The following is a 25,856-nucleotide window of genomic DNA, read 5'->3' as shown; positions in this document are numbered from 1 at the left end:
GGACGAGCGCCTCGGCAAGATCACCTTCTGGACGCTCTTCATCGGCTTCCACGGCACCTTCCTCGTCCAGCACTGGCTGGGCGCCGAGGGCATGCCGCGCCGTTACGCGGACTACCTTGCGGCCGACGGATTCACCACGCTGAACACCATCTCGACGATCAGCTCCTTCCTGCTGGGCCTGTCGATCCTGCCGTTCTTCTACAACGTCTGGAAGACCGCGAAGTACGGCAAGAAGGTCGAGGTGGACGACCCGTGGGGTTACGGCCGCTCGCTGGAGTGGGCGACGTCCTGCCCGCCGCCGCGGCACAACTTCCTCACCCTGCCGCGCATTCGCTCCGAATCCCCGGCGTTCGACCTGCACCACCCGGAGATCGCGGCGCTCGACGCGCTGCACAACGGTCACGGGGCCTCGGACGACAAGGCCCTCGCCGGCGGCAAGGAGGCTGGCAAGTGAAGATCCAGGGCAAGATGTTCATCTGGCTCGCCGTCTTCGTCCTCGCCATGGCGGTCGTCTACGGCGTCTGGTCGAAGGAGCCCGCGGGCACCACCGCACTGTTCCTCGCCTTCGGCCTGTGCATCATGATCGGCTACTACCTGGCCTTCACGGCCCGGCGGGTCGACGCGGGTGCGCAGGACAACGAGAACGCCGAGGTCGCGGACGACGCCGGTGAGCTGGGCTTCTTCAGCCCGCACAGCTGGCAGCCGCTCGCCCTCGGCATCGGCGGCGCGCTCGCCTTCATGGGCGTCGTCTTCGGCTGGTGGCTGCTCTACTTCTCGCTTCCGGTGATCCTCGTCGGCCTGTTCGGCTGGGTCTTCGAGTACTACCACGGCGAGAACCGCACGCAGTAAGGACGGCCCCCGCGCCGTACGGGACGGGCCCGGACACCTCATCAGGTGTCCGGGCCCGTTCCCGTTCCGGCGTGTCGCACACCCCATTTGCAGTCATCCAGCGCGCCGTACGGGGGGATTCTTCATATTTTTGGGACATGAGCAATAGACCTCGAACCCGGACGGTGCTGAGCTGCGGCCTCCTGATAGTCCCCCTGGCGGTGACCGCCACCGCCTGCGGGGACTCGTCGTCGGACCCGCTCTCAGCCAAGCCCTACGACGCGGCCGACCAGATCTCGGCCAACACCCCGAACGGCAGGCACAAAGCGGATCCCGACAAGCCGCTTGAGGTCTCCGTCAAGGGTGACGAGGCGCGGATCACGGACGTGACCGCCACCGACACCTCCGGCCGCTACATCCGCGGCGAACTGAGCGCCGACGGCAAGCGCTGGCGCACCACCGTGCCACTCGCCGCCGGAACGCGCTACACGGTGCGGGTGAGCACCGAGAACGAGGACGGCTCACCGGGCCGCAAGACCCTCGTCGTCGACACCACCGACACCGCCGACGACCGACTCAGCGTCAAGTTCGGCCCGGACACCGGCGAATACGGGGTCGGCCAGCCGGTCACCGCCGTACTGAGCCAGGAAGTCACCGACCCCAAGCAGCGGGCCGTCGTCGAGAGCGCCCTGAAGGTGGACTCCACCCCGCGCGTCGAGGGCTCCTGGCACTGGGTGGACGGCAAGTCCCTGCACTTCCGCCCCAAGGCGTACTGGCCCGCCCACGCCACCATCGCCGTGCACAGCAACCTGGACGGCCTGAAGATCACCCGCGGGCTCTACGGAGGTCCCGCCAAGCCTGTGAAAATCAGCACGGGCGACGCCGTGGAGGCCATCACCGACGCCGGGTCACACCAGATGACGGTGCTGCGCAACGGCGAGGAGATCAACACCATCCCCGTCACCACCGGCAAGCCCGGCTTCTCCACCCGCAACGGCGTCAAGGTCGTCCTCGGCAAGGAGAGCTTCGTACGGATGCGCTCCTCCACCGTCGGCATCTCCGCCGGCAGCTCGGACTCCTACGACCTTCCGGTCCACTGGGCCACCCGGGTGACCTGGAGCGGGGAGTACGTGCACGCCGCGCCCTGGTCCGTCGGCTCGCAGGGCGCCGCCAACGTCAGCCACGGCTGCACGGGCATGTCCACCGGCAACGCCCAGTGGTTCTTCAACCACGTCCGGGTCGGCGACGTCGTCAAGGTCGTCAACAGCGGCGGCGACACCATGACGCCGTTCGACAACGGCTTCGGCGACTGGAACATGCCCTGGCGGGAGTGGCGGGAGGGCAGCGCGCTGAAGAACAAGGCATCGACCACCACAGGAGCGGCCGAGCGCGAGCAGAACGCCTCCGCCGACGCCCGGCTCCGCCCGAAGCTCTGAAGGCCGCTCAGCAGCCGCTCAGGGCGGTTGCTCAGGCCTGTACGAGCAGGCGGCGGCGCAGCAGTGAGGCGAGCGAGTCCGCGAACGCCACCGGGTCGATCGGATGGGTCACGGCGGCGTCCGCGCGGCTCCAGGTCGCCAGCCACGCATCCTGCGGGCGGCCGATGAGCAGCAGCACCGGCGGGCAGCGGAAGATCTCGTCCTTGATCTGCCGGCACACGCCCATGCCGCCCGCGGGCGCGGTCTCGCCGTCGAGCACGCAGACGTCGATCCCGCCCTGTTCCAGGGCCTCCAGCACGGCGGGGGCGGTGGCGCACTCCAGGATCTCGATCTGCGGGACATCCGCGGCGGGGCGGCGGCCGGCGGCCTGCCGGACCTGCTCGCGGGTGTTGGCGTTGTCGCTGTAGACCAGCACCGTGGCAGTCGCCTGCATCGTTCCTCCACGCTTCGTAGCGGCACAGTTCGAGTGGGACCGTTGGGCGGATGCTACTCCCGGACCGGGCCGCCGCAGGAGGGTTCGTACCGATCCGGGATCTTGCCGACGGGCCGTCAGGACTGGTCGGGGCGGCGCCCCCCGGTCGCCGCGCACGGGTCCGTTCCCCCCTTCGGGCGATCGCCGCACCGGTCCTCGCGAGCAGGTCGTAGGGCCTTGACACACCGAACGGCACCCCCCGGAGTGAGGGCGGGATAAGCGACCGACATAATGTCGGTCGTGGCGACAGCAACGACAGTAGAAACCGGGCACGCGCACCCGACGGTCAATCGGCCGAACCTCACCAGCGTCGGAACCATCATCTGGCTGAGTTCCGAGCTGATGTTCTTCGCGGCCCTCTTCGCGATGTACTTCACCCTCCGATCGGTGACCGGATCCGAGTATTGGAAGGAATCCGCCGATGCGCTGAATCTTCCGTTCTCCGCGACCAACACCACGATCCTGGTGCTCAGCTCCCTGACATGCCAGCTCGGCGTTTTCGCCGCCGAGCGCGGCGATGTCAAAAAGCTGCGGGCCTGGTTCGTGGTCACCTTCGTCATGGGTGCGATCTTCATCGGCGGTCAGGTCTTCGAGTACACCGAACTGGTCAAGCACGAGGGCCTCTCGCTCTCGTCCGGCCCGTACGGCTCGGTGTTCTACCTGACCACCGGCTTCCACGGACTGCATGTGACGGGCGGACTCATCGCCTTCCTGCTGGTCCTGGGCAGGACGTACGCGGCCAAGAGGTTCACCCACACGCAGGCCACCGCGGCCATCGTCGTGTCCTACTACTGGCACTTCGTCGATGTCGTCTGGATCGGCCTCTTCGCCACGATCTACCTGATCCGGTAACCGGTACGCATCCGGTCGGGACCGGTTACGCATTTCAGACATAGCCAAAGCATCGACGCAGAAGATCCTGACACCGGGGTAATCCGTGAAAAAGCTCTCCGCACGACGGCGCCATCCGCTGGCGGCGCTCGTCGTCCTACTCTTCGCGCTGGCGGTCACTGGGGGGCTGTACGCCGCGTTCGCGCCGGCGGACAAGGCTCAGGCCGATGACACCGCCCAGTCCCTTGCCATCAAGGAGGGCAAAAAGCTCTTCGCCGTGGGCTGCGCAAGCTGCCACGGCACCGGCGGTCAGGGCACCTCCGACGGCCCCAGCCTGGTCGGCGTCGGCGCCGCAGCCGTCGACTTCCAGGTCGGTACCGGCCGCATGCCCGCGCAGCAGCCCGGCGCCCAGGTGCCGAAAAAGCGGAACATCTACACCAACGCCCAGATCGACCAGCTCGCGGCCTACGTCGCGTCGCTGGGTGCCGGTCCCACCGTGCCCGACAAGCAGCAGTACAGCGCGGACGGTGCCGACATCGGCAAGGGCGGCGAGCTGTTCCGCACGAACTGCGCGCAGTGCCACAACTTCACCGGCAAGGGCGGCGCCCTCACCAACGGCAAGTTCGCACCGACGCTCGAGGGCGTGGACCCGAAGCACATCTACGAGGCCATGGAAACCGGCCCGCAGAACATGCCCTCCTTCGGCGACGGCTCGCTGTCGAAGGAAAACAAGAAGGACATCATCGCGTATCTCGGCGCCGTCAACGGCGATGAGTCCGAGAGCCCCGGCGGCCTGGACCTCGGCGGTCTCGGTCCGGTCAGTGAGGGTCTCTTCGGCTACATCTTCGGCCTGGGCGCGCTGATCGCGGTCGCCATCTGGGTCGCAGCCCGGACTACGAAGGCCAAGAAGTCATGAGTGAGACGGAACGACACGAAGACGTGCCAGACGAGACTCTCCCCGAGCGGGGGACGGCGCACGAGGGTGCGGTGGCGAGGGCGGAGAACCCGTTCGCTGACCCCGGCCTGCCGGCGCACGAGCACCGCGTCCAGGACATCGACGAGAAGGCCGCCCGGCGCTCCGAGCGCACCGTGGCGCTGCTGTTCCTGGTGTCGATGGTGGCCACGGTCGGCTTCATCGCCAGCTACGTGGCCGTGCCGATCGAGAAGATCGTCTACATCTGGCCGATCGGGCACATCAGCGCCCTGAACTTCGCGCTGGGCCTCACCCTCGGCGTCGCACTCTTCTGCATCGGCGCCGGCGCGGTCCACTGGGCCCGCACGCTGATGTCGGACGAGGAGGTCGCCGACGAGCGTCACCCGATCGAGGCTGCCCCCGAGGTCAAGTCCAAGGTTCTGGCGGACTTCGCGCAGGGTGCCAAGGAGTCGCAGTTCGGCCGTCGCAAGCTGATCCGCAACACGATGTTCGGCGCGCTGGCCCTGGTGCCGCTCTCCGGTGTCGTCCTGCTGCGCGACCTCGGGCCGCTGCCCGGCACCAAGCTGCGCACGACGAACTGGAAGAAGGGCGTCCGGCTGGTCAACCAGTCGACGAACCTTCCGCTGCGCCCCGAGGACATCGCGGTCGGCTCCCTGACCTTCGCCAAGCCCGAGGGCCTGGAGGAGGACAGCGAGGACTTCAACGAGAAGATCGCCAAGGACGCCCTGATGCTCGTGCGGATCCAGCCGCAGAACATCAAGGACAAGCGCGAGCTGTCCTGGTCGCACGAGGGCATCGTGGCCTACTCGAAGATCTGCACCCATGTCGGTTGCCCGATCAGCCTGTACGAGCAGCAGACGCACCACGTGCTCTGCCCGTGCCACCAGTCGACCTTCGACCTCTCTGACGGTGGTCGGGTGATCTTCGGCCCCGCAGGACACGCCCTGCCGCAGCTGCACATCACGGAGAAGGACGGCTTCCTGGAGGCCGCAAACGGCTTCGAGGAGCCCGTCGGCCCGAGCTTCTGGGAGCGCGGATGAGTAACGAGACAAGCGCGACCACCGCGCGCCGCGGCCAAGCGCCGCGGGGCGAGCGGATCGCCGACTGGGCGGACGGCCGGCTGGGCATCTACAGCCTCGCCAAGTCCAACATGCGCAAGATCTTCCCGGACCACTGGTCCTTCATGTTGGGCGAGGTCGCGCTCTACAGCTTCATCATCATCATCCTGACCGGTGTCTATCTGACGCTGTTCTTCCACCCCAGCATGGCCGAGGTGACCTATCACGGTTCCTATGTGCCCATGCAGGGGATCCGGATGACGCAGGCCTTCGAGTCGACGCTGGACATCAGCTTCGACGTCCGGGGCGGCCTGCTCATCCGCCAGATCCACCACTGGGCCGCGCTGGTCTTCCTGGCCGCGATGATGGTCCACATGATGCGGGTGTTCTTCACCGGCGCCTTCCGCAAGCCGCGCGAGGTCAACTGGCTGTTCGGCTTCCTGCTGTTCGTGCTCGGCATGTTCACCGGCTTCACCGGCTACTCGCTCCCCGACGACCTGCTCTCCGGCACCGGCGTGCGGTTCATCGAGGGCGTCATCCTGGCGATGCCGCTGGTCGGTTCGTACCTGCAGATGTTCATCTTCGGCGGCGAGTTCCCCGGGCACGACATCATCGCGCGGTTCTTCACGGTGCACGTCCTGCTGCTGCCGGGCATCATGCTCGGCCTGCTGGTGGCGCACCTGATCCTGGTCTTCTACCACAAGCACACGCAGTTCCCGGGTGCCGGCAAGACCAACAACAACGTCGTGGGCATGCCGCTGCTGCCGGTCTACATGGCGAAGGCCGGAGGCTTCTTCTTCCTGGTCTTCGGTGTGATCTCGGTGATCGCCGCGGTCGCCAGCATCAACCCGGTGTGGGCCATCGGCCCCTACCGTCCGGACCAGGTGTCCACCGGCGCCCAGCCCGACTGGTACATGGGCTTCGCCGAGGGCCTGGTGCGTGTCATGCCGGGCTGGGAGTGGAACTTCTGGGGCCACACCGTCAACTTCGGTGTGCTGATCCCGATCGTGATCTTCCCGCTGGTCCTGGTCGCCATCGCCGTCTACCCGTTCGTCGAGTCCTGGGTCAAGGGCGACAAGCGCGAGCACCACATCCTGGACCGCCCGCGCAACGTCCCGACCCGCACCGGCTTCGGTGTGGCCTGGCTCGTCGCGTACTTCGTGATGCTGATCGGTGGCGGCAACGACCTGTGGGCGACCCACTTCCACCTGTCGCTCAACTCGCTCACCTGGTTCGTCCGGATCGGATTCTTCGTCCTTCCGGTGCTGTCCTTCATCGCCACCAAGCGGATCTGCATGGGTCTGCAGCGGCGTGACCGGGACAAGGTGCTGCACGGCCGCGAGTCGGGCATCATCAAGCGCCTGCCGCACGGTGAGTTCGTCGAGGTCCACGAGCCGCTCGACCAGGAGCAGCTCCACGTGCTCACCCAGCACGAGCAGCCCGCCCCCCTGGAGCTGGGCCCGGAGGTCGACGAGAACGGCGTCGAGCGCAAGCTCACGCGCGCGCAGAAGCTGCGCGCCAAGCTCTCGAAGTCCTTCTACGGCGAGGACAACGTCATCGCCAAGCCCACCGTCGAGGAGTACAAGGAGATCACCAGCGGCCACGGCCACCACTGATCCCCGAGGCGCGCCGGCGCGCCGCCTGCAGTACGCCACCCAGAGGGCCCCGTTTCTCCATCCGGACGGGGCCCTCCGGCGTGCCCGGGGCTCGATAGGGTGAGGTCACAGGCAGTAGAGAAGACCAGGAGCGTGGACCATGAACGTTGTGACCCCGGTTGGCGGCGACAGCGTGGCGGCTCACACCTGGCCGGGCATCCTCAACGACCTGTTGGACGGCCACGACCTCACCGCCGACGACACCGCCTGGGTGATGGACAAGATCATGCGGGGCGAGGCGGGCGACGCCCAGATCGCCGGGTTCGCGGTGGCGCTGCGGGCCAAGGGCGAGACCGTCGCCGAGATCTCCGGACTGGTCCGGACGATGTACGCACACGCCCGGCTGATCAAGGTGCCCGGTCCCAGCGTGGACATCGTCGGCACCGGCGGCGACGGAGCCAAGACCGTCAACATCTCCACGATGTCCTCGATCGTGGTGGCCGGCACCGGCGCCAAGGTCGTCAAGCACGGCAACCGCGCGGCCTCCTCGGCCAGCGGCGCCTCGGACGTCCTGGAGAAGCTCGGCGTCAACCTCGATCTCACCCCGAAGCGGGTCACCGAGGTCGCAGAGGAAGCCGGCATCACCTTCTGCGCCGCGGTGAAGTTCCATCCCTCGCTGCGCCATGTCGCCAACGCCCGCGGCCAGCTCGGCATCCGTACGACCTTCAACGTGCTGGGCCCGCTCACCAACCCGGCCAAGGTCAAAGCCCAGGCCACCGGCGTCGCGGACGCGCGGATGGCGCCGATCCTGGCGGGGGTGCTGGCCGAGCGCGGCTCGTCGGCGCTGGTGTTCCGGGGGGACGACGGGCTCGACGAGCTGACCACCACCGCGACCTCCCGGGTGTGGATCGTGCGGGACGGCGCGGTGCGGGAGGAGCCCTTCGACCCGCGGGACGTCGGCATCGAGCTGGTGCCGGTGGAGGCCCTGCGCGGCGCGGACGCGTCCTACAACGCGGACGTGGCGCGCCGGCTGCTGGACGGCGAGCGCGGGCCGGTGCGCGAAGCGGTGCTGCTGAACGCCGCGGCGGCGCTGGTCGCCCTGGAGCCGTCCGACGCGTCGCTGACGGAGCAGATCCGGGCCGGCATCGACAAGGCCGCCGCGGCCATCGACTCCGGCGAGGCGAAGCGGGTGCTGGAGCGCTGGGTCGCGGCCAGCAACGCCTGAGCGTGCGGTGACGCAGGGTGTGACGCAGGGCTCGGTCCGTCATACGGACCGGGCCTTGCGCCGCACCGGCCGTATGGCATGATTCTGCGCAGGTCACGAGTGACAGCGACATAGGCCCCGGCCCGCTGTCCGGCAACCCTCCGTCCGTGGCGGGGTGCCCCGGGTGATGACCAGGCCGTAGGCAGCGAGGTCTACGGCAAGCGCGGATCCCTCGCCAGGGATCCTGGTCCTCGAGGGAGCACCTTCCGTGATGCAGCGAATGCGATAGGGCCGTCGGCCCCATTCCCGCACCCCCTTTGTCTCTTCACTGCGGCCGTCGCCGTGCCCTTCCGCGCACCCGGCCGCAGTAATTCGCCTGCCTCTCACGGGAGTTCACCATGTCTGTCTCCGCCGTTGCCGCCGACCGTTCCGTTTGTGCCCCGCTGCCGGTTCTGGGACGGGATGTCCTCGTCCCGCTGGTGACCGGCGGCGAGGTCGACTACGCCGCACTGGACTACGCCGCCAGCGCCCCGGCCCTGCAGCGGGTCTGGGACGACGTGGCCGCCTACGCCCCGTACTACGGCAGCGTCCACCGCGGCGCCGGATACCTCTCGCAGCTCTCCACCGACCTCTTCGAGAACAGCCGCAGGACCATCGCCGACTTCCTCGGCTGCCGCGCCGACGACCAGGTGGTCTTCACCCGCTCCACCACCGACTCGCTCAACCTCCTCGCGGCCGCGCTGCCGCAGCACACCCGGGTGTTCGTCTTCGAGACCGAGCACCATGCCTCGCTGCTCCCGTGGGAGCAGCGCGCGGATGCCGCCGTGACGTACCTCAACGCGCCGCGCACGCCGCAGCAGGCGGTGGACACCCTGGAGCAGGCGCTGGCCGAGCGCGAACCGTACGGTCCCGCGCTGGTGTGCGTCACCGGTGCCTCGAACGTGACCGGTGAGCTGTGGCCGGTGCGGGAGTTGGCGGCGGCCGCGCATGCGCACGGCGCCCGGATCGTGCTGGACGCGGCGCAGCTCGCCCCGCACCACCCCGTCGACATCGAGGAGCTGGACGTCGACTGGATCGCCTTCTCCGGGCACAAGCTGTACGCGCCGTTCGGTGCCGGGGTGCTGGCGGGCCGGGCGGACTGGCTGCAGGACGCGGAGCCGTATCTGGCGGGCGGCGGTGCCAGCCGGAAGGTCTCGCGGCGTACGGACGGCGGGGTGGACGTGGAGTGGCACACCACCGCGGCCCGCCACGAGGCCGGTTCGCCGAACGTCATCGGTGCCTACTCCATCGCTTCTGCCTGCCAGGCGCTGACCGAGGCCGGATTCGAGGGACTGGTCGCCCGCGAGCAGGCGCTGATCGCCCGGCTCCGCGCGGGCCTGGCGGAGGTTCCCGAGGTCAACGTCCTGTCCCTGTTCGGCGACGACGCCCCGCGGGTGGGCGTGCTCTCCTTCGTCGTCGAGGGCTGGAACAGCTCGCACTTCGCGGCCGCACTGTCGGCGGAGTACGGGATCGGCGTCCGCGACGGCCTGTTCTGCGCGCACCCGCTCGTACGGACACTGCTGGGCAGCGAGCCGCAGGAGCCGGGGGAGTGCGGCGCTCCGGAGGCGGCGCCCGGCGAGCGGTCGCTGAACGCCATCCGGGTCAGCTTCGGGGCGGGTACCCCCGACGAGCACGTGGAGCGGTTCGTTCGGGCGGTCAAGGAGCTGGTGACGGACGGCGCACGGTGGAACTACCGCACCGAGGAAGGCCGTTGCGTGCCACTGCGGTGACGCCGGTTGGCTTGGGCCCCACGTTTTTGGCTTTCCCGCCGTAGGGGTTTGTCGCCGTGGCGCCTGCGGCCCGTTCGCTGCGCTTTGCTTGGGCCCCTTGTTGTCCGTCCGGCCGTGGTGGTTTGTCGCCGTTGCGCCTGCGGCGGGCTGTGGCCGCTGCGCGGGGCTGTTCGGCTGCGGGACCGGCCCTCCGGACTCCGTCCTGCGGTCCGGCCCCTCTCCGTTGGGGGTGGGAGGGAGACCGGTGGGAATGCATGTCGGTGGTCAGGTGCTGCCTGTGGGCAGATCAGAGAGAAGCCGAAGACGAGGCGTCGGCCCCACCGGTCTTTTCCCCTTCCACTCACGGGAGGGGACGGACCGCAGGACGGAGTCCGGAGGGCCGGCACCGCACCCTACAAACCCACGCCCGCCGCGTGGGGGTACCTCCCACGCCCTTTAGGCAGTGGGGGAGCAACGGCGACGAGCCCCCGCGGCGGGACGGCCGACAACGTGGGGCCCAGGCCAAGCGCAGCGACTAGGCGTCGAGGCCGATGGCGAAGGCCGCTTCGAGGTCGTGATGGGAGTAGGTGCGGAAGGCGATGTGCGTCTCGGTCGAGGCGACGCCGGGCACCTTGCTGATCCGGCCGGGGATGACGTCGGCGAGGTCGTCGTGGGCGGCGACCCGCACCATGGCGATCAGATCGTGCGCGCCGGTGACGGAGTAGACCTCGCTGACACCTTCCAGAGCGGCGATCTTCTCGGCGATCTCCGGGATCTGGTCCACGCTGGTCTTGATGAGCACGATCGACGTGATCACGGCTGGCTCTCTCCCTCGGTCGCCGGTTCGCTCCCCCTGGTGGGCCCCACACTATCCCTCCTGTAACGCACCCATGCGTAGAGGAAGCCGAGCGCGAAGCCGACCACATGGGCGAGGTAGGCGACGCCGGGACCGTTGGGGTCGTCCTGCGCGGCCTGCCACTGCAGCGCGAACCAGAAGAGCAGCACGATCCAGGCGGGGAAGCGCAGCGGCAGGAAGAACAGGAACGGGAAGACGCTGGTGACCCGGGCCTTGGGGAAGAGGAACAGGAAGGCGCCCAGGACGCCGGAGATCGAGCCGGAGGCGCCCACCAGGGTCTGCCCCGAGGCGGCGTGGGCGGCCGCGTAGCCGAGCAGGGCCAAATATCCGACGATGAGATAGAAGGCGGTGAACGGCAGCCGCCCCATCCGGGTTTCCGTCATGCCGCCGAACACATACAAGAACAGCATGTTGCCGAGCAGGTGCAGCCAGCTGCCGTGGATGAACAGCGCGGTCAGCGGGGTGACCAGGGCGCGGGCCGAGCCGCTCCACAGGTCGAGCGGGATCACGCCCCAGCGCTCGAAGTAGGCGGTCTGGGCCCGGAGCAGCGCATCACCGGTGCCGTAGACGTGGTTGAGGCCGGAGGCGGGGCCGATCACGAAGAGCACGCAGCAGAGCCCGATCAGGACGTTCGTCATCCGGGAGAAGACCGCCGTCAGCGAGCGGGCGGGGTGCGAAGGCCGGGGGAGACCGGGGAACAGGGACGGCGGCGTCATGAAGTGATCATGGCGCAATGCGGGCATTCGGGACAGAGTGCCTCGCCGCATCCCGCCTCCTGGGCACGGCCCGCATCGGCCCCCTGTCAGGCCGTAGGGTTACAGGCAGTACTTTGCGTATTTCCGCAGTCCGACGGCGCACCGCGTGAACCCGCACATCAGGACGAGATGACGAGCATGACGAGTACGAAAGAGGACGACACGATGGGTGTTCCCCTGCCGACGGCCGAAACGCGGTGGCGCTGCACGCTCTGCGGCAACCTCACCCGCTTCGACGTGACCCGCCGGTCCAAGGTGGTGGAGTACGTCCACCTCGATCTGGCCGGGGAGCCGGAGGTGGAGGAGCGCGAGGTCCTCAGTGAGAGCATCGAGTCCGTGCGCTGCCGCTGGTGCAATGCGGTCGACCAGATCGAGCTGGTGGACCGGCCGGGCGCGAGCGCCTGAGATCGGAGCGATCGAGCCGTGGTGGAGCGTCCAGAAAGGGAGTCGGGGGCGGCGCAGGCCGACGCATCCGAGGGTGCCGTCGACGAAGCGCTCGACCGCCCGCTGCCCGAGGGCGTACGGCGCCGTGTCGTGGCGCTCACCGCGGAGTCGTTCGGTGCGCTGACGGTCTCCGAACTTCCGCCCCCTTTGCGGCAGTACGCCCGGTTCACCCCCACTCGCCGGGCCAAGTTCGCCGGGAACGCCATGGCCGCGGCGCTGGAGGGCGACGCCGTCTTCCGGCAGCGGATCGCGGGCAAGCTGCGCGAGGCCCAGCCGGAGCTGGCCGCGGCACTGGAGGACGGTACCCCGCCCGCGGCCGCGGATCCGCTGGACGTCGCGGCGGCGGCGTATGTGCTGCGTCCCGAGGGCTGGGTCAAGCTCGTCGCGGCGGCCGGTGAGGAGGCACAGCGGGCGCACGCCGAGCGGGCCGGTCAGGAGGCCGAGCGGGAGCTGACGCGGCTGCGCGACGAGCTGGCCCGCACGCGCGGCGAGGCCCGCGCCGACGTCGACCGGGCGCGCGTCGACCTGGACGCCGCCCGCAAGGAGAACGAATCGCTGCAGCGCAAGCTGCGCAGCGCCCTGAGCGACGTCAAGCGGGGCGAGGCGGGGGTGCGCAAGGCGGAGGCCGCGCTGGAGGCCGCCCGCTCCCAGGCGGCGACCGAGAAGACGCTCGCGGACAGCGAGCTGCGCCGCCTCAAGGCCCGTGTCGCGGAGGTCGAGACCACGCTGGAGACCAGCCGGCGGGCCGCTCGCGAGGGCCGCAGCGTCGAGGACATGCGGCTGCGCCTGCTGCTGGACACGGTGCTGGACGCCGCCCAGGGGCTGCGCCGCGAGCTGGCCCTGCCGCCCGCCAGCGTCCACCCGGCGGACACCGTCGAGGCGGTCGCGCCGGGCAGGATGACGCCCAAGGACATCGCGACCCGGGCACTGTCGGACACCGATCCGGCGCTGCTCGACCAGCTACTGGCGCTGCCCCAGGCGCATTTGGTGGTGGATGGCTACAACGTCACCAAAACCGGCTATCCCACCATGCCTCTGGACAAACAGCGGCTGCGGCTGCTCGGTGGGCTGGCGGTGCTGGCCGCGCAGACGGGTGCGGAGATGACCTGTGTCTTCGACGGTGCGGAGCTGGCGGCGCCGGTGCTCCTCGCGCCCCCGCGCGGCGTCCGGGTCCTCTTCAGCAAACCGGGCGTCACGGCCGATGAGTTGATCCGTCAGCTGGTACGGGCCGAACCGCCCGGCCGTCCGGTGGTCGTGGTCTCCACGGACCGGGAGGTGGCCGACGGCGTCGCGAAGGCGGGTGCCCGGCCGGTCGCATCGGCCCTGCTCCTCAAGCGACTTGCCCGGACCTGACGGTTTCGCGGCCCCGGTGCCGTCCTGTCGGGAAAATCCCGGACCTTCCGTATCGCAGCGTCAATTGACGCTTACTGGCCGTGTGATGTTGGTAAAAGATGGGGTTGGCGGCGCAGTTTTTTCCCGTGGGGATTTGAAGCGATCACAGCTTGGTTACTAAGGTCAGGCCCGAACCTTCATACAGGTGATTATCCAACCGGGATGGTCAGTGAAGGTACCGCCGAGTCCGCGGCGTTCACGCGGAGCCGGGGTTCACCCCCCCACTTCCCGGTAGGCGGCTGGAGGAAGAAGGAGCTCGCCCCCGTGGCGTCCCACCGTCGACCCAAGCAGCCGAGCCGTACTCGCGTGACCGTGCTCACCGCGACCGCCGCCGCGGCCGTCGCCCTCTCGTCCCAGGCAGCCCAGGCCGCCGACCCGACCAAGAAGGACGTCAAGTCCGAGGTCGACAAGCTCTACGAGCAGGCGGAGCAGGCCACCGAGAAGTACAACGGCGTCAAGGAAGACCAGAACAAGCTGCAAAAAGAGGTCGACAGCCTCCAGGACAAGGTCGCCCGCGGCCAGGGTGAGCTCAACCAGATGCGCAAGGGCCTGGGCGCCGTCGCCTCCGGCCAGTACCGCAGCGGCAGCATCGACCCCTCCGTGCAGCTCTTCCTCTCCGGCGACCCGGACACCTACCTGGACAAGGCCGCCACCCTGGACCAGCTCAGCGGTCACCAGGCCGAGCAGCTGAAGACCGTCGCGGACAAGCAGCGGCGCCTCGCCCAGGAGCGCGCTGAGGCGGCCGGCAAGATCAAGGACCTCTCCGAGACCCGTAAGGCGCTCGGCGACAAGAAGGACGAGATCAAGGGCAAGCTCGCCAAGGCGCAGGAGCTCCTCAACACGCTGACCGCCAAGGAGCGGGCGGCCATGCAGGCCAAGGAGGACCGCGCCAACCGCAGCAACTCCCGGGTCAACCTCGGCGACGACCTGCCCGCCTCGCAGCGCGGTGCGGCCGCCCTGGCCGCCGCCCAGTCCAAGATCGGCTCGCCCTACGTCTGGGGCGCCACCGGTCCGTCCTCCTTCGACTGCTCGGGTCTGACCTCCTGGGCCTACCAGCAGGCCGGCCAGTCGCTGCCGCGCACGTCGCAGGAGCAGGCCAACGCCGGTACCCGGATCTCGCAGGACGCCCTCAAGCCGGGCGACCTGGTGCTCTTCTACGGCGACCTGCACCACATCGGCCTCTACGCGGGCAACGGCACGGTGCTGCACGCCCCGAAGCCCGGTGCCGCGGTGCGCTACGAGTCCATCAACAACATGCCGTTCGCGTTCGGCGTGCGCGTCTGACCGTCCCGTCACCCGGGTCGGAAAAGCCTCACCACACTGCCAATCTGCCGCCCGAACGGGCGAATTGCGGCCCCCGCCGCTGACTTCCCGCCCCGCCGGTGACCTGCACAGTCACCGTCGGGGCGGCTTTTTGCGTACGGCAAGGGGTCTTTGGTCCGCGCCTGCCCGCACGGTTACTGTCCAGCCTCGCGCCGCCGGTCACCGTCCGCCCTCCCGGCGGCAGCGGCTGCACACGGAAGGAGTGCGGCATTCGTGGTCTCCCATCGCCGTAGCTCGCAGCCAGGTCCCGTCACCCGCACCGGTGTCACCGTCGCCTCCGCGGCGGCCCTGGCCACCGCGGCCGCCGCACTGTCCGGGGCACCGGCCTCGGCCGACCCCGCCGCGGGCCGGGAGGCGGCCACCGCGCGGGTCGACAGGCTCTACGAGGAGGCCGAACGGGCCACCGAGAAGTTCAACGGCGCCAGTGATCTGACCCGGCGGCTGCGGGACGAGGTGTCGAACCTCCAGGACCGCACCGCCCGCGCCCAGGGGCGGGTCAACCGGATGCGCACCCGGCTCGGTGCGCTGGCCGCCGCCCAGTACCGGACCGGCGGCCTGGACCCCACCGTCCGGCTGCTGCTCTCCGAACGCCCGGACAGCTACCTGGAGAAGGCCTCCGCGCTCGACCGGCTGCACACCGTCCAGGCCGCCGAGCTGCGCGAGCTGCGGGGCGCACAGCGGTTCCTGGAGCAGCAGCGGCGGGCGACCACCGCGAAGCTGGCCGACCTGGTGGCCGGCCGCCGGGACGTCGCCCGGCACAAGAAGGCCGTCCAGCACAGGCTGGCCGCCGCACAGCGGCTGCTGAACGAGCTGCCCCGGGATGCCAGGGCGGCCTACGACCGGGTCTCCCGCAGCGACGGGCGGGACGGGGCGTTCCCCGACCTCTCCGGCGTCGTACCGGCCTCCGGGCGGGCCGCGGCGGCCGTCGCCGCGGTGCGGGCCGCCGTCGGTTCGCCGTACGCCTGGGGAAGCACCGGCCCCGCGGCCTTCGACTGCTCCGGACTCACCCAATGGGCCTATGAGCGCGCCGGAGTCTCCATCCCGCGTACCTCCCAGGCCCAGCGCGGCGCCGGCCGCCAGGTGCCGCTGTCCCAGGCGCAGCCCGGCGACCTGGTCGTCTACCGCTCCGACGCCAGTCACGTCGGGCTGTACGTCGGCAACGGACAGGTCGTGCACGCGCCCTATCCGGGCGCCCGGGTCCGCTACGACCCGGTCGGCATGATGCCCATCGCCTCCGTCACCCGGCCGTAGATCCCCGCCCAGCGTTTTTGCCCCGCCCGGGCCGCACATACGATCGGCGGCATGTCACGTCAGCGGGCGCGACGGCGCTGGCCGTCCCGGGCCGGGGCGGCGGCCTGTGCCGTCCCCCTCCTCGTGCTGCTCGTCCCGCTCAGCGGCTGCGCGCCCCAGTCCCCGCCGAGCGACCGTTATCCGGACGTCCAGCGGATGCTCGACTCCCGCGCGCGGGCCGTCCGCCACCGGGACACCGCCGCCTTCCTGGCCACCGTCGACCCACGGGCCACGGGCTACCGCGCCCGCCAGCGCCGGGTCATCGGCAACATCGGGGCGGTGCCGCTCACCGACTGGCACTACGACCTGGTCTCCACCGACGCCTTCCCGCTGCCGGCGGGCGGCCCCCGCGGGCGGATGGCCGCGAAGGTCCGGCTGAGCTACCGCCTCAAGGGCTATGACACCGCCCCCGTCACCTCCTTGCAGTACCTCACGCTCACCCGGCGGGCGGGCCGCTGGCGGGTCTCCTCGGACACCGACGGCGCCGCGTCCGGCAGGACCGGCACCCGCCAGCTCTGGGACCAGGGCCCGGTGCGGATGGTCCGCGGCAGGCACAGCCTGGTGCTCGGCGGCCGATCGGACCCGGAGCGGCTGCGCGACCTGGCCGACCGCGTCGACGAGGCCGTGCCGGCCGTCTCCGAAGCCTGGCAGGGCAGGTGGTCGGGGAACGTGATCGTGGAGGCCCCCGACACGGTGGAGCGGATGGCGCAGCTGCTGGGCAGCGACGATGCCGCCGGCTACGCGGGCATCGCGGCCGTCACCACCGGAGAGGCGGGCGCCTCCACGACCGCGCCGGCGGACCGGGTGATCGTCAACCCGGAGGCGTACGAGGAGCTCAACGACCTCGGACGCGCGGTCGTCCTCACCCACGAGACCACCCACGTCGCCACCCGCACGGTCACCACCGCGGTCACCCCGCTCTGGCTCTCCGAGGGATTCGCCGACTGGGTCGCCTACCGCGAGATACGCCACCAGGCCGCCGTCACCGCCCCCGAGCTCTCCCGCGCGGTGGCGACCGGCAAGGCCCCCGAACGCCTCCCCACCGACCAGGACTTCGGCTTCCAGGCCGGCGCGGACCGGCTGGCGAAGGCGTACGAGGGCGGCTGGCTGGCCTGCCGGATGATCGCCGACAAGTGGGGCGAGACCAAGCTGATCGCCTTCTACCGGGCGGCGGGCCTCAGCGGCGCGGAGATCGCGTCGGGGCGCCTGGGCGGGCCGATGGAGGCGCAGCAGGCCACCCACCGGCCGACGGCGCACCCCTCGCCCGGCTCGGCGTCGGCGCGCGAGCGCCACCAGCCGGACCGCGCCGAGCGCCTGGACCGCACGATGCGGGCCCAACTCGGCATCAGCATGGCGGAGTTCACTCGGCAGTGGCGGGACTATGTGGCGGGGCAGCTGGGGTGAGCGGGCGGGCCGCGGGCCGGTGCGCGCGGGCCGCCGTACGGCCGTCGGGCACCCGGCGCCCATCCGCCCGCGTCACGGCCGACAGCCGGCGGCAGGCCAGCAGCGAGGCCGCCACCAGCAGCCCGTTCCGCAACGCCAGCAAGGTGGTGCCGAGGCCGTCGCTCGCCACCACATGGGCGAAGCAGACCGGGAACTCCAGCAGCGTGACCCCGGCCGCCACCAGCACGAGCGCGACCGGCAGGGCCTGCCGGCCGGTCCCCGCCGTCATGCACACCGCAGCCAGCGCCACCAGCCACAGCACGTACTGCGGGCTGATCACCCGGCTGGTGGTGGTGAACAGCAGGGTGGCCGTGAAAGCGGCGTCGCGGAGTGTTTCGGCCGTCGTCTCCCGGGCGCGGAGCCGCCAGCGGAGCAGCCAGGCCAGCGCGGCGCCGGTCAGCGCGAACGACAGGGCGCTGACGAGCGGGACCCCCGGCCCGACGAACTCCACCGAGCCGTAGCGCAGCACCACCCGCCCCTCCCAGCCCGCGCGGCGGGCCAGATGGAGGACGAGTCCGCCGAGCGATTCGATCTCCGTACCGCGGTCGCGCTGGAAGGTGAGGAAGGCGAGCGCGCCGGGGGCGGCGACCGTGGAGAGCGCCGTCAGCCCGGCCGCGGTGCCCGCCGCGGCGAGCCACAGGGAGCGGGCGGGGCGGCCGCGCAGGGCAGCCCCGGTCAGCAGCAGCACCGGCCAGACCTTCAGCAGTGCACCGAACCCGACCAGGGCGCCCGCCAGCCGCGGCCGGCGGGCCGCCGCGCACAGCGCCGCCGCGGCGACGAGAGCGACCACCAGGTCGTAGCGGGCGTACGCGGTCGGGCCGAGCAGCGCCACGCCCGCGATCCACACCCAGACCCCGGCGGCGCGATGGCCCGGCCGGCGCGCCGTGCGCAGGAGGAGGGCGAGCCCGGCCGCGTCCGCCGCGAGCATCAGCACGACGAACGCCGTGGTGTAGTCGAGGAACGGCAGCAGCCCGGGGGAGAGGACGGCGAGCGCGGCGCCCGGCGGGTACTGCCAGGTGACGTCGTCGAGGGGGAAGGCGCCGCCGCGGAGGACCTCGGACCAGCCCCGGTAGATCACCGAGACGTCGCTCGTCACATCCGGCCCCGGTAGCCGAACCACCCGCAGCACGCACAGCAGGATCACGGCCCGCGTCACGGCCCAGACGCCGACCGGCAGCCGTCCGCCGCGCGCCCCGCCGATGCCGGTCATCTCACGTCACCACTCCCCGCCGGGTCTCCGTGCATCATCCGGCAGCGTCCGGTCAGGGCGGTGGAGGCGGTGCGGGTGTGGCGGGCCGGGCCGCCGGCCGCCGCCCGGCGACCGGTACTGTCGGCCGGGACCGGCCCCTGGAAACCCGCCCGAGAGACCACCGTGCCCAAGACCCTGATCGTCACGAACGACTTCCCGCCCCGGCCCGGCGGCATCCAGGCCTTCCTGCACAGCATGGCGCTGCGCCTGGACCCGTCCCAGGTCGTCGTCTACGCCTCGACCTGGAAGCGCACCAAGGAAGGTCTCGCGGCCACCGCCGCCTTCGACGCCGAGCAGCCGTTCACGGTGATCCGCGACCGTACGACGATGCTCCTGCCCACGCCGCGGGTGACCCGGCGGGCCGCCTCGCTCCTGCGGGAACACGGCTGCTCCTCGGTGTGGTTCGGCGCGGCCGCCCCCCTCGGGCTGATGGCGCCGGCGCTCCGCTCGGCCGGGGCCCGACGCATCGTGGCGACCACGCACGGCCACGAGGCGGGCTGGGCGCAGCTGCCCGCCGCCCGCGGGCTGCTGCGCCGGATCGGGGAGGGCACCGACACCCTCACCTACCTCGGCGAGTACACCCGCTCGCGGATCGCCGCGGCACTCACCCCCGAGGCCGTGGCGCGGATGGTCCAGCTCCCGCCCGGCGTCGACGAGAAGACCTTCCACCCCGGCTCGGGCGGCGACGCCGTACGGGCCCGGCTGGGCCTGGCCGGCCGGCCGGTCGTGGTGTGCGTCTCGCGGCTCGTCCCGCGCAAGGGCCAGGACACCCTCATCGAGGCGATGCCCGCCGTCGTGGCCGAGGTTCCGGACGCGGTGCTGCTGGTCGTCGGCGGCGGCCCGTACGAGAAGGAGCTGCGCACGCTGGCCCGGCACAAGGGCGTAGCGGACTCCGTGCGCTTCACCGGCGCCGTCCCCTGGGAGGAGCTGCCGGCCCACTTCGGTGCGGGCGACGTCTTCGCCATGCCGTGCCGCACCCGGCGCGGCGGCCTCGACGTCGAAGGTCTCGGCATCGTCTACCTGGAGGCCTCCGCCACCGGCCTGCCCGTCGTGGCCGGCGACTCCGGCGGCGCGCCCGACGCCGTCCTGGACGGCGAAACGGGCTGGGTGGTCCCCGGCGGCTCACCCACCCCCACTGCCGAACGCATCGTCGCCCTCCTGAAGGACCCCGCCCTGCGCCGCACGATGGGCGCCCGGGGCCGCGCCTGGGTGGAGGAGAAGTGGCGCTGGGACCAGCTCGCTGCGCGGCTTGAGCGGTTGCTTTAACGCTGCGCTTTGCCTCGCCCCACGTTGTCGGCTTTCCCGCCGTTGCGCTGCGCTTGGCCGGCGCCCCACGCTTTTGGCTGTCCCGCCGTGGCGCCTGCGGCGGGCTGTGGCCGCTGCGCGGGGCTGTTCGGCTGCGGGACCGGCCCTCCGGACTCCGTCCTGCGGTCCGGCCCCTCTCCGTTGGGGGTGGGAGGGAGACCGGTGGGGGTGAGTGTCGGTGGTCAGGTGCTGCCTGTGGACGGATCACAGCAGAGCCGAAGACGAGGCGTCGGCCCCACTGGTCTTTTCTTTCCCCCCACTCACGGGAGGGGCCGCGCCGCAGGACGGAGTCCGGAGGAGCGGCACCGCACCCTACAAACCCACGCCCGCCGCGTGGGGGTACCTCCCACGCCCTTTGGGCAGTGGGGGAGCAACGGCGAACAACCACCACGGCGGGACAGCCGACAACGTGGGGCCCAGGCAAAGCGCAGCGAACCGGCTACCCCCGGTAGATGGCCTCGATCTCCTCGGCGAAGTCCTTCGCCACCACATTCCGCTTGAGCTTCAGCGACGGCGTGACATGGCCCGACTCCTCGGTGAACTGGGTCGGCAGGATGCGGAACTTGCGCACCGACTCGGCCTTGGAGACGGCCGCGTTGCCGTCGTCGACGGCGCGCTGGACGGCCGCCAGCAGCTCCGGGTCCTTGGCGGCCACGGCGGGGGAGACGTCGGCCGGGTGGCCGTGCTCCTCGGCCCAGCGCGGGAGGAACTCCTCGTCGAGGGTGACCAGCGCGCCGATGAACGGGCGGCCGTCGCCGACGACCATGCACTCGGCGATCAGGGCGTGGGCGCGGATGCGGTCCTCGATCACCGCCGGAGCGACGTTCTTGCCGCCCGCGGTCACCAGGATCTCCTTCTTGCGGCCGGTGATGGCGAGGTAGCCGTCCTCGTCGAGGGTGCCGATGTCGCCGGTGTGGAACCAGCCGTCGGAGAGGGCCTCTTCGGTGGCCGAGGGGTTGTTCCAGTACTCGGTGAAGAGGTGCTCGCCGTGCAGCAGGACCTCGCCGTCGTCGGCGATGCGGACGACGGAGCCGGGGAGCGGCTGGCCGACCGTGCCGATCTTCTGGCGGTCCCACGGGTTGAAGGCGGTGGCCGCACAGGACTCCGTCAGGCCGTAGCCCTCCAGGACGGTGAAGCCGATGCCGCGGTAGAAGTGGCCCAGCCGCTCGCCGAGGGGGGCGCCGCCGGAGATGGCGTGGGTGGCGCGGCCGCCGAGGACGGCGCGCAGCTTGCCGTAGACGACGCGGTCGAAGACCTTGTACTTGACCTTCAGCCCGAGGGACGGGCCGTCGGCGCTGTCGAGCGCCCGGCTGTAGGCGATCGCGGTGTCCGCCGCCTTGTCGAAGATCTTGCCCTTGCCGTCGGCCTGGGCCTTGGCGCGCGCCGAGTTGTAGACCTTCTCGAAGACGCGGGGGACGCCCAGGACCATCGTCGGGCGGAAGGAGGCGAGGTCGTCGGTGAGGTGCTTGATGTCCGGGGCGTGGCCGAGCTTGATGGGGGCCATCAGGGCCGCCACCTGGACCAGCCGTCCGAAGACGTGCGCCACGGGCAGGAAGAGGAGGACGGAGGCGTCACCGGTGCGGAAGAGTGGGCGCAGGCGCTCGACGACGTTGCCGCACTCGGCGAAGAAGCTGCGGTGGCTGAGCACACAGCCCTTGGGGCGGCCGGTGGTGCCGGAGGTGTAGACGATGGTGGCGGGGGAGTCCGCGTCGGCCAGCGCGCTGCGCTCGTCGACCTCCCTGTCGGTGATGCCGTCGCCCGCGGCCCGCAGCCGGGCCACCGCGTCCCGCTCGATCTGCCAGATGTTCTCCAGGCCCGGCAGCCGGTCGCGGACCGACTCGACGGCGGCCTCGTGCGCGGGGCTCTCCACCAGGCAGGCGACCGCGCCCGAGTCGCCGAGTATCCACTGGATCTGCTCGGCGGAACTGGTCTCGTACACCGGGACGGTGATCGCGCCGGCGCTCCAGATGGCGAAGTCCATCAGCGTCCACTCGTAGCGAGTGCGCGACATCAGGCCGACCCGGTCGCCGGGGCCGACCCCGGAGGCGATCAGGCCCTTGGCCACGGCACGGACCTCGGCGAGGAAGGCGGTGGCGGTGACGTCCTGCCACTGGCCGTTCACCTTGCGTCCGATGACCGCAACATCCGGGTGCTGCGCGGCGTTTCGGCGGATGAGATCCGTCAGATTGCCGTCTGCGGGGACCTCGTACAGGGCCGGAAGGCTGAACTCGCGCAAGACTGCTGCTCCTCATTGGCGCCGGCGCCACGACGCTGTGTGTACACCGGTTGCGGTCCATGATTGTGCAAGGGGGATTGGACTGCCCGGACGTTACCCACCGGTATTGCCTTTGGGATAGGGGGGCACGCCGAGATGTTTGATGCGTCACACGCTTTACGGCACGCCCTGGGACTGCTTCCGCGCAGACTAGACCAGCGACGTACTGACCCGAAAGTAACCCCAGGTCGCGGGCGGCCTCCCGGCAACTGCCCGGGGCATCTAGGGTGACGTCATGCGTGTGCATGTGGTCAGTGACGTACATGGCAACAGCGGCGGCCTGGCCGCCGCGGGCGACGGCGCCGATGCCGTCGTCTGCCTCGGCGACCTCGTCCTCTTCCTGGACTACGCCGATCACTCGCGTGGCATCTTCCCCGAGCTGTTCGGTGTCGAGAACGCCCACGCCCTCGTCGAACTGCGCACCGCGCGCCGCTTCGAGGAGGCCCGCGAACTGGGCCGACGGCTCTGGACGGAGCTGGACCGCACGGGCCGGAGCCGCGAGTCGGTCATCGAGGGCGCCGTCCGAAAGCAGTACGCCGAACTGTTCGCCGCCTTCCCGACGCCGACGTACGCCACCTACGGAAACGTGGACATGCCGCGGCTGTGGCCGGAGTACGCGGGCGACGGCGTCACCGTGCTCGACGGCCAGCGGGCGGAGATCGGCGGCCGGGTCTTCGGCTTCGTCGGCGGCGGGCTGACGACGCCGATGCGCACCCCGTACGAGATCGGGGACGAGGAGTACGCCGCCAAGATCGAGGCGCTGGGTGAGGTGGACGTGCTGTGCACGCACATCCCGCCGGAGGTCCCCGAACTCTGCTACGACGTCGTGGCCCGCCGCTTCGAGCGCGGGAGTTCGGCGCTGCTGGAGGCCATCCGCCGGACCCGCCCCCGCTACTCCCTCTTCGGTCATGTGCACCAGCCGCTCGCCCGCCGGATGCGGATCGGCGCCACCGAGTGCATCAACGTCGGGCACTTCAACGCGACGGGCACGCCCTACGTCCTCGAGTGGTGAGGTCGCGGGCGGGGCGGGGGCCGGCGGAGTCCGCCGGCGTCGGCCCGCGCGGTAGCCTTCAGCAGCAGAGACACGGAGTTTGACGAGTTCGACGCGAGTCGGCGGACCGGCCCGAATCGGCATGAAATCCGCATGAACGGCATGGAGGAGTCACGGCGATGGCCGAACACACCAGCTCAAGCATCACGATCGAGGCGGCACCCGCCGAAGTGATGGGAGTGATCGCCGACTTTGACCGCTATCCGGAGTGGACCGGAGAGGTCAAGGAGGCGGAGGTGCTGGCCAAGGACGACCGGGGCCGCGCCGAGCAGGTGCGCCTGGTGCTGGACGCCGGTGCGATCAAGGACGACCACACCCTCGCGTACAAGTGGACCGGCGAGAACGAGGTCAGCTGGTCGCTGGTCAAGTCGCAGATGCTGCGCGCGCTGGACGGCTCGTACCGCCTGGCCGCGGTGGGCGGCGGCCGGAGCACCGAGGTCACCTACCAGCTGACCGTCGATGTGAAGATCCCGATGCTCGGCATGATCAAGCGCAAGGCGGAGAAGGTCATCATCGACCGCGCGCTGGCCGGGTTGAAGAAGCGGGTGGAGAGCGGCCCTGAGGCGTCCGCCGCCGACGAGGGCAAGAAGCTCTGAGCGTGCGCACCGTCCTCGTCACCGGGCCCGGCGGCGCGGGTCGCAGCACGCTGGCCGCCGCGACCGCCCTGGCCGGTGCCCGGCGGGGCGCGCGCGTCCTGCTGCTCACGACCGGCAGCAGCGCTCCGGAAGCGGTGCTGCACACCCGGCTGAGCGCGGAATCCGCGACCCCGGTGGCTCCCGGCCTGCACGCCCGCCGCATCGACTCCGGCGACCGGTTCCGGCAGGAGTTCCTGGCCTTCCAGGACCGCGCCGGAGCCGCCCTCGACCTGCTCGGCGCCGCGCCCCTCGACGCGGACGAACTCACCGAACTCCCCGGCTCCGAAGCCTTCGCGCTGCTGCACGCCCTGCGCACCGAACACGCCTCGGACGCCTGGGACCTGCTCGTCGTCGACATGCCGCCCGCCGACGAAACGATCCGGCTGCTCGCGCTGCCCGCCCAGGTCCGCCGTTACCTGCGCCGCCTGCTGCCGCCCGAACGCCAGGCCGCCCGCGCGCTGCGCCCGGTGCTGGCCCAGCTCGCCGGCGTGCCGATGCCGGCCCAGAAGCTGTACGAGGCCGCCGAGCGCTGGGAAGGCGAACTCGCCGCCGTCCAGCGGGTGATCGACGACCCCGGCACCTGCGTACGCCTGGTCACCGACGCCGGCCCGGTCGCCGCCGCCGGACTGCGCCCGGTGCGCGCCGGGCTCGCGCTCCACGGCCGCCGCACCGACGCCGTCCTCGTCAACCGGCTGCTGCCCACCGGCTCCGCCGACCCCTTCCTCGCCGCCCTCTCCGGCAGCCAGCAGGCCGCCCTGAAGGCGCTGCGCGAGGAGTGCCCCGACGTGGCCGTCCACGAGGTGGCGCACCTGGGCCGCGATCCCCAGGGCGTCGAGGACCTGGACCGGCTGACCGCGGGCGGGGAACCGCTGGACGAGGTGGACCCGGCGCACCACGACGCCGACGCCGCCACCGCTTCCCGCGACCCCTGGACCGTGGTGGACCGCCTCGCCACCGACGGCATCCTCCTGTGGCGGGTGCCGCTGCCCGGCGCCCGGCGTGAGGGCCTCGGGCTGGTGCGCCGCGGCGACGAGATCGTCGTCACCGTCGGCGCCTTCCGGCGCATCCGCACGCTTCCCTCCGCGCTGCGCCGTTGCACCGTCTCCGGCGCCGGGCTGAGGGACGGCGTCCTCGACATCCGCTTCGCACCCGATCCGGGCCTGTGGCCCAAGAGTCCCTGAACGCCGTACCACCATTCGGGTAACGTCGGGGGTGAGCCCCGCCGCCGGAGTCCACGGAGATCATCATGAGTGATGCCACCGAGCGCCCTGCCGACCAGCCGGCCGGTTTCGACACCGACGCCTGGGAGACGGCCTGCGCCGAGGACCTCGCGGCGGAGAAGGCGCGCCGCCGCACCGAGTACGGCCCGCAGCCGGGCAGCGCCGCCGAGGAGCTGCGCAAGCTCGCCGAGGCCGTGACGGACAAGCTCGCGGGCATCCAGCTGCCCGGTGCGCTGGGCGGGATCGCCGCGCAGGGTGCCATGGGCCAGCTCTTCCGGCAGGCCAAGGCGGCAGTGGAGCCGGTCATCGAGCGCAACCCCGATGTCTTCGACCACCTCGCGGCGGCCGGGACGGAGCTGCTCGCCGCCTACCGCTCGGCCGTCGAGCGCAGCGAGAGCCGTTGGACCCGTGACGACGACGACACCGACCGCCCGGGCCGGGACCGTCCCGACGACCCGCGCGACGACGGTCCCGCCGGCACCGAGCGGATCGACCTCGACTGAGACCCCGCC

Annotated in this window: 24 protein-coding genes and 1 riboswitch; of the genes, 19 read left to right on the top strand and 5 right to left on the bottom strand. The window is 71.1% G+C overall.

Going from position 1 to position 25,856, the window contains the following annotated elements:
- From ACGFML_RS28470 to ACGFML_RS28460, 3 genes are all read left to right on the top strand, one after another.
- Window positions 1-454: cbb3-type cytochrome c oxidase subunit I (locus ACGFML_RS28470; protein ID WP_393548421.1), on the top strand; the 454-nt coding region annotated here is incomplete at its 5' end.
- The gene (locus tag ACGFML_RS28465; protein WP_393548419.1) at window positions 451-849 is read left to right on the top strand and encodes a cytochrome c oxidase subunit 4; all 399 of its coding nucleotides are present in this window, start codon (window positions 451-453) and stop codon (window positions 847-849) included. The genes ACGFML_RS28470 and ACGFML_RS28465, both read left to right, overlap by 4 nt.
- 137 nt (window positions 850-986) lie before the next feature.
- Entirely contained in the window at window positions 987-2,264 is a 1,278-nt protein-coding gene (locus tag ACGFML_RS28460) for an Ig-like domain-containing protein (RefSeq protein WP_393548417.1), read from the top strand.
- Between the two features lie 31 nt (window positions 2,265-2,295).
- Here ACGFML_RS28460 and ACGFML_RS28455 read toward each other — a convergent pair whose 3' ends face one another.
- Window positions 2,296-2,697: a hypothetical protein gene (locus ACGFML_RS28455; RefSeq protein ID WP_393548416.1), complete on the bottom strand. Its 402-nt coding sequence runs from the start codon at window positions 2,695-2,697 to the stop codon at window positions 2,296-2,298.
- 270 nt (window positions 2,698-2,967) lie between these two features.
- Between ACGFML_RS28455 and ACGFML_RS28450 the strand changes: the two genes are divergently transcribed.
- The 6 genes from ACGFML_RS28450 to ACGFML_RS28425 all read left to right on the top strand — a co-directional run bounded on the left by ACGFML_RS28450 (window position 2,968) and on the right by ACGFML_RS28425 (window position 10,127).
- Window positions 2,968-3,588: a heme-copper oxidase subunit III gene (locus tag ACGFML_RS28450; RefSeq protein ID WP_393548414.1), complete on the top strand. Its 621-nt coding sequence runs from the start codon at window positions 2,968-2,970 to the stop codon at window positions 3,586-3,588.
- 85 nt (window positions 3,589-3,673) lie between these two features.
- A complete protein-coding gene (locus ACGFML_RS28445; protein ID WP_393548412.1) occupies window positions 3,674-4,483 on the top strand; it encodes a c-type cytochrome in 810 nt (269 codons plus the stop codon).
- Window positions 4,480-5,541: a Rieske 2Fe-2S domain-containing protein gene (locus ACGFML_RS28440; RefSeq protein WP_393548410.1), complete on the top strand. Its 1,062-nt coding sequence runs from the start codon at window positions 4,480-4,482 to the stop codon at window positions 5,539-5,541. The genes ACGFML_RS28445 and ACGFML_RS28440 overlap by 4 nt, the downstream gene beginning before the upstream one ends.
- On the top strand, window positions 5,538-7,175 hold the full coding sequence (locus ACGFML_RS28435; RefSeq protein ID WP_393548408.1) for a cytochrome bc complex cytochrome b subunit: 1,638 nt from the start codon (window positions 5,538-5,540) through the stop codon (window positions 7,173-7,175). Before ACGFML_RS28440 ends, ACGFML_RS28435 begins: the two co-directional genes overlap by 4 nt.
- Before the next feature lie 139 nt (window positions 7,176-7,314).
- A complete protein-coding gene (gene trpD / locus ACGFML_RS28430) occupies window positions 7,315-8,379 on the top strand; it encodes an anthranilate phosphoribosyltransferase (protein WP_393548406.1) in 1,065 nt (354 codons plus the stop codon).
- Between the two features lie 91 nt (window positions 8,380-8,470).
- A riboswitch (SAM riboswitch) is annotated at window positions 8,471-8,588 on the top strand.
- A gap of 168 nt (window positions 8,589-8,756) precedes the next feature.
- The gene (locus ACGFML_RS28425) at window positions 8,757-10,127 is read left to right on the top strand and encodes an aminotransferase class V-fold PLP-dependent enzyme (RefSeq protein ID WP_393548404.1); all 1,371 of its coding nucleotides are present in this window, start codon (window positions 8,757-8,759) and stop codon (window positions 10,125-10,127) included.
- A 514-nt stretch (window positions 10,128-10,641) separates the two neighbouring features.
- On the opposite strand, the gene ACGFML_RS28420 is transcribed toward ACGFML_RS28425, so the two are convergent.
- Together ACGFML_RS28420 and ACGFML_RS28415 are read right to left on the bottom strand one after the other, a co-directional pair.
- On the bottom strand, window positions 10,642-10,923 hold the full coding sequence (locus ACGFML_RS28420; protein WP_393548402.1) for an Lrp/AsnC family transcriptional regulator: 282 nt from the start codon (window positions 10,921-10,923) through the stop codon (window positions 10,642-10,644).
- Window positions 10,920-11,600: a rhomboid family intramembrane serine protease gene (locus ACGFML_RS28415; protein ID WP_393548450.1), complete on the bottom strand. Its 681-nt coding sequence runs from the start codon at window positions 11,598-11,600 to the stop codon at window positions 10,920-10,922. The genes ACGFML_RS28420 and ACGFML_RS28415 overlap by 4 nt, the downstream gene beginning before the upstream one ends.
- Window positions 11,601-11,882: 282 nt before the next feature.
- Here ACGFML_RS28415 and ACGFML_RS28410 point away from each other — a divergent pair, with 282 nt between their 5' ends.
- From ACGFML_RS28410 to ACGFML_RS28390, 5 genes are all read left to right on the top strand, one after another.
- Window positions 11,883-12,122, top strand: a complete 240-nt coding sequence (locus tag ACGFML_RS28410) for a hypothetical protein (protein ID WP_393548448.1) — start codon at window positions 11,883-11,885, stop codon at window positions 12,120-12,122.
- 18 nt (window positions 12,123-12,140) lie between these two features.
- Window positions 12,141-13,514, top strand: coding sequence for an NYN domain-containing protein (locus ACGFML_RS28405; protein ID WP_393548400.1), 1,374 nt, complete (start codon window positions 12,141-12,143; stop codon window positions 13,512-13,514).
- A 303-nt stretch (window positions 13,515-13,817) separates the two neighbouring features.
- Window positions 13,818-14,837 carry an NlpC/P60 family protein gene (locus tag ACGFML_RS28400; protein WP_393548398.1) on the top strand — a complete coding sequence of 340 codons (1,020 nt, stop codon included), beginning with the start codon at window positions 13,818-13,820 and terminating at the stop codon, window positions 14,835-14,837.
- Window positions 14,838-15,089: 252 nt separating this feature from the next.
- Window positions 15,090-16,127 (top strand): NlpC/P60 family protein, encoded by a 1,038-nt coding sequence (locus ACGFML_RS28395; protein ID WP_393548396.1) that lies wholly within the window; start codon window positions 15,090-15,092, stop codon window positions 16,125-16,127.
- A 51-nt stretch (window positions 16,128-16,178) separates the two neighbouring features.
- On the top strand, window positions 16,179-17,570 hold the full coding sequence (locus tag ACGFML_RS28390) for a hypothetical protein (RefSeq protein ID WP_393548395.1): 1,392 nt from the start codon (window positions 16,179-16,181) through the stop codon (window positions 17,568-17,570).
- Here the strand turns inward: ACGFML_RS28390 and ACGFML_RS28385 are convergent.
- Window positions 17,527-18,819, bottom strand: a complete 1,293-nt coding sequence (locus ACGFML_RS28385; protein ID WP_393548393.1) for a glycosyltransferase 87 family protein — start codon at window positions 18,817-18,819, stop codon at window positions 17,527-17,529. The genes ACGFML_RS28390 and ACGFML_RS28385 overlap by 44 nt on opposite strands.
- A gap of 162 nt (window positions 18,820-18,981) precedes the next feature.
- Here ACGFML_RS28385 and ACGFML_RS28380 point away from each other — a divergent pair, with 162 nt between their 5' ends.
- Window positions 18,982-20,124 carry a glycosyltransferase family 4 protein gene (locus ACGFML_RS28380; protein ID WP_393548391.1) on the top strand — a complete coding sequence of 381 codons (1,143 nt, stop codon included), beginning with the start codon at window positions 18,982-18,984 and terminating at the stop codon, window positions 20,122-20,124.
- Window positions 20,125-20,602: 478 nt separating this feature from the next.
- Here ACGFML_RS28380 and ACGFML_RS28375 read toward each other — a convergent pair whose 3' ends face one another.
- Window positions 20,603-22,399 (bottom strand): AMP-dependent synthetase/ligase, encoded by a 1,797-nt coding sequence (locus ACGFML_RS28375; RefSeq protein WP_393548389.1) that lies wholly within the window; start codon window positions 22,397-22,399, stop codon window positions 20,603-20,605.
- Window positions 22,400-22,673: 274 nt separating this feature from the next.
- Here ACGFML_RS28375 and ACGFML_RS28370 point away from each other — a divergent pair, with 274 nt between their 5' ends.
- The 4 genes from ACGFML_RS28370 to ACGFML_RS28355 all read left to right on the top strand — a co-directional run bounded on the left by ACGFML_RS28370 (window position 22,674) and on the right by ACGFML_RS28355 (window position 25,847).
- Window positions 22,674-23,450: a metallophosphoesterase gene (locus ACGFML_RS28370; RefSeq protein WP_393548387.1), complete on the top strand. Its 777-nt coding sequence runs from the start codon at window positions 22,674-22,676 to the stop codon at window positions 23,448-23,450.
- 158 nt (window positions 23,451-23,608) lie between these two features.
- The gene (locus ACGFML_RS28365; RefSeq protein ID WP_393548385.1) at window positions 23,609-24,085 is read left to right on the top strand and encodes an SRPBCC family protein; all 477 of its coding nucleotides are present in this window, start codon (window positions 23,609-23,611) and stop codon (window positions 24,083-24,085) included.
- Between the two features lie 2 nt (window positions 24,086-24,087).
- Entirely contained in the window at window positions 24,088-25,305 is a 1,218-nt protein-coding gene (locus ACGFML_RS28360) for an ArsA family ATPase (RefSeq protein WP_393548383.1), read from the top strand.
- 65 nt (window positions 25,306-25,370) lie between these two features.
- Window positions 25,371-25,847, top strand: coding sequence for a DUF5304 domain-containing protein (locus tag ACGFML_RS28355; protein WP_393548381.1), 477 nt, complete (start codon window positions 25,371-25,373; stop codon window positions 25,845-25,847).
- The last annotated feature ends 9 nt before the right edge of the window (window positions 25,848-25,856 follow it).

It is taken from the genome of Streptomyces sp. NPDC048650, assembly GCF_043199095.1.
In the GTDB taxonomy this organism is placed as follows: domain Bacteria; phylum Actinomycetota; class Actinomycetes; order Streptomycetales; family Streptomycetaceae; genus Streptomyces.
Note: the sequence above shows the minus strand (reverse complement) of the source record. Positions and strands in the feature narration are given on the sequence as shown.

What these genes read in the sequence shown, in the direction of transcription:
- ACGFML_RS28460 (WP_393548417.1), top strand. Translation starts at nt 987, where the DNA reads ATGAGCAATAGACCTCGAACCCGGACGGTGCTGAGCTGCGGCCTCCTG.
- ACGFML_RS28410 (WP_393548448.1), top strand. Translation starts at nt 11,883, where the DNA reads ATGGGTGTTCCCCTGCCGACGGCCGAAACGCGGTGGCGCTGCACGCTC.
- ACGFML_RS28365 (WP_393548385.1), top strand. Translation starts at nt 23,609, where the DNA reads ATGGCCGAACACACCAGCTCAAGCATCACGATCGAGGCGGCACCCGCC.
- ACGFML_RS28440 (WP_393548410.1), top strand. Translation starts at nt 4,480, where the DNA reads ATGAGTGAGACGGAACGACACGAAGACGTGCCAGACGAGACTCTCCCC.
- ACGFML_RS28450 (WP_393548414.1), top strand. Translation starts at nt 2,968, where the DNA reads ATGTCGGTCGTGGCGACAGCAACGACAGTAGAAACCGGGCACGCGCAC.
- ACGFML_RS28435 (WP_393548408.1), top strand. Translation starts at nt 5,538, where the DNA reads ATGAGTAACGAGACAAGCGCGACCACCGCGCGCCGCGGCCAAGCGCCG.
- ACGFML_RS28390 (WP_393548395.1), top strand. Translation starts at nt 16,179, where the DNA reads ATGTCACGTCAGCGGGCGCGACGGCGCTGGCCGTCCCGGGCCGGGGCG.
- ACGFML_RS28370 (WP_393548387.1), top strand. Translation starts at nt 22,674, where the DNA reads ATGCGTGTGCATGTGGTCAGTGACGTACATGGCAACAGCGGCGGCCTG.
- ACGFML_RS28385 (WP_393548393.1), bottom strand. Translation starts at nt 18,819, where the DNA reads ATGACCGGCATCGGCGGGGCGCGCGGCGGACGGCTGCCGGTCGGCGTC.
- trpD (WP_393548406.1), top strand. Translation starts at nt 7,315, where the DNA reads ATGAACGTTGTGACCCCGGTTGGCGGCGACAGCGTGGCGGCTCACACC.
- ACGFML_RS28425 (WP_393548404.1), top strand. Translation starts at nt 8,757, where the DNA reads ATGTCTGTCTCCGCCGTTGCCGCCGACCGTTCCGTTTGTGCCCCGCTG.
- ACGFML_RS28415 (WP_393548450.1), bottom strand. Translation starts at nt 11,600, where the DNA reads ATGACGAACGTCCTGATCGGGCTCTGCTGCGTGCTCTTCGTGATCGGC.
- ACGFML_RS28455 (WP_393548416.1), bottom strand. Translation starts at nt 2,697, where the DNA reads ATGCAGGCGACTGCCACGGTGCTGGTCTACAGCGACAACGCCAACACC.
- ACGFML_RS28355 (WP_393548381.1), top strand. Translation starts at nt 25,371, where the DNA reads ATGAGTGATGCCACCGAGCGCCCTGCCGACCAGCCGGCCGGTTTCGAC.